Consider the following 2270-nt stretch of genomic DNA (forward strand, 5'->3'; position numbering starts at 1 on the left):
AGGATTGCGTCTGCAACAAGGCTGGGCTGGTAGTAAGGCGGCAAGCCAGTCGGCTTAACACCCAATTTCGTGCGGCTTTTGTTGTAGAACGGCGTATTAATCACCGCAGGCAAAATTTGAGTCACGTTAATGTTGTGACCTTCGTGCAGCAGTTCTAGCCGCAGCGCATCCAAAAATCCTTCCACCCCGTGCTTTGAGGACGAGTAAGCGCTTTGGTACGGCAGCGATCGCCGCGCTTCCCCAGAGGAAATATGAATCAGCGATCCGCGTCCCTCTCGCTTCAGGTGCGGCAGCGCTGCCATTGCACCGTACGCCTGTCCGACCAAGTTCACCTCAATGACGCGCTTAAACTCTTCCGGCGTCAGTTGGTCAAACGTACCAAACACACTGGTTGCCGACGAGTGAACCCAGGTGTCCAACCGCCCGTACTGTTCCACAGTTTTGTCGGCGATCGCTTTGACTTGCTCGAAGTCGGCAACATCAGCGGTGACGGCGATCGCGGAGCCGCCTGCCTGCTGGATTTCCTCTACGAGCGTGTCCAGTCCGGGACGGCTCCGCGATGCCACAACGACCTTCGCACCGCGCTGAGCAAACTGTAGCGCCGTTTCGCGCCCAATGCCGCTAGAGGCTCCCACAACGGCAACCACCTGCTCACTGATGGGTTTAAGTTGCATATGCTTAATGTTCCTTAATAAACACTCAAACGGTAACGATTGCTGAGACCGGAAGCGTCCGTCGAGAGAGGCGTTTCGTCTCTTCCTCCTGAAAGAAGTTAAGGGGACGCGGTAGTTACCGCGTCCCCTTAAGATTCAATTAACTAAGTATTTCTACTGGTCTCAGCCAGCAAGTTTCAGCGTGCTCACACTCGGTTTCGCTTTGGGCACTTCGCTCTTTGACTTGAGCACTTCAACTTTGTTGCTGGGTTGTAGATACTGATGCGCCTCGTCACGATCGGCAAACAGCTTGAACACCTCATCCAGCCCTGTCAGCTCAAACAGAATCCGAACTTGTTCATTCATCGAGCAAATTACAAGCTGGCGTTCGGGCGCAAGCAACGCCTTCAAGCCTTTAACCAGGACGATAAAACTAGCACTCGTAATCGACGTGATTTGCTTGAGATCCACTAAGATGATGTCCGCTCCTGATTGAAGAACATGCTCAATTTCGGTCTGAAATTGAGCGATTGCATCAACGCTTGAAAAATCAGAAGGTTGAACGACTTTAATTGCAAAGTTCATAGTCAGCAGCCTAAAGTTAAGATGTTGAAGTGCTGGTTGCACGTTGTTTGCTTGCTGGACGAAGCCGTCAGAGCGTATCATCAAAGAGCGAGAAAGGTACTAGTTAAATACGGTAGAACCAACTCCAGCTAGTGCATCCGCGGATTAACTTTGTATAACTTAAAGCAACTCTTTCGTGACAAACATCTTCCTACGGAAAGAACCGTAGTCTTTTTAATCACGTTAGAAAATTGGGTCTAAGTAATAGAAAGCACAGTTTCTATCAGTTGAATTTGGTAGTGATTTAGCGGTTTGCAGCGATTGAGTCGCCCGATCGCAGGTAGCATTCTGATCAAACAATTACTGATTTTCTAGCGCTTACTCTGCAAGAGCAAAGTGACTGATAGCTCGTAGAGTTGCTGAAGGATTGCCTAACGGTTTGGCGCTCCACATCCCGCATTCGCCCCCCTACTGCCGCAGAAAAGTTAGAAGCTCGCGGTTAACCGTTTGAGGAACTTCCTGCTGAATCCAGTGACCACAATGGGGCACTCGCGTCAGCTTAAACGGAGCGGCAATCATGCGATCGAGTCCTTCGGTAAGGCTATAGCTCAGCAGCGAATCGTCTTCGCCCCACAGCACCAGCGTTGGCACCGTAATCGGACTCGAACTCAGTCCCCATTGTTTTACCCAATTCCACGGCAGCAGCATTTGGCGGTAGTAGTTCAGCGCTGCCGACAGCACGCCCGGTTTTGCCAACGCAGTCCGATACACCTGCGTATCTTCCTCGGAAAACGCGCCCTTGCGAATCGCTTGTTCCTGAAGTAGGTTTTTGACAAATCCCTTTAGGTTTTGCTGAATCAGCCACTCCGGAATGCCCGGAACTTGAAACGCAAGCACATGCCAGTTCCGCCGCAAATGATCGAGGTTGCCAACCAACTCCTGCAAAAATTGCTGTGGCGGAATCGCGTTCAGAATGACCAAGCGGTTCAGGGACTGCGGAAACTTCTGCGCCAGATTCCAAGCGATCGTGCCGCCCCAGTCGTGCCCCACAAT

The 2270-nt window shown here is 51.3% G+C and carries 3 protein-coding genes; all 3 read right to left on the minus strand.

What is annotated here, in order from left to right; translation table 11 throughout:
* Nucleotides 1–674: SDR family oxidoreductase (locus H6F43_RS15120; protein WP_190343562.1), on the minus strand; the 674-nt coding region annotated here is incomplete at its 3' end.
* A 162-nt stretch (nt 675–836) separates the two neighbouring features.
* Nucleotides 837–1238 (minus strand): STAS domain-containing protein, encoded by a 402-nt coding sequence (locus H6F43_RS15125; RefSeq protein ID WP_190343563.1) that lies wholly within the window; start codon nt 1236–1238, stop codon nt 837–839.
* Between the two features lie 447 nt (nt 1239–1685).
* Nucleotides 1686–2270, minus strand: a 585-nt coding sequence (locus H6F43_RS15130) for an alpha/beta hydrolase (protein ID WP_190343564.1), incomplete at its 5' end; no start/stop codon positions are given.

The sequence above is a fragment of the Leptolyngbya sp. FACHB-36 genome (genome assembly GCF_014695955.1).
Taxonomy (GTDB): domain Bacteria; phylum Cyanobacteriota; class Cyanobacteriia; order Leptolyngbyales; family Leptolyngbyaceae; genus FACHB-36.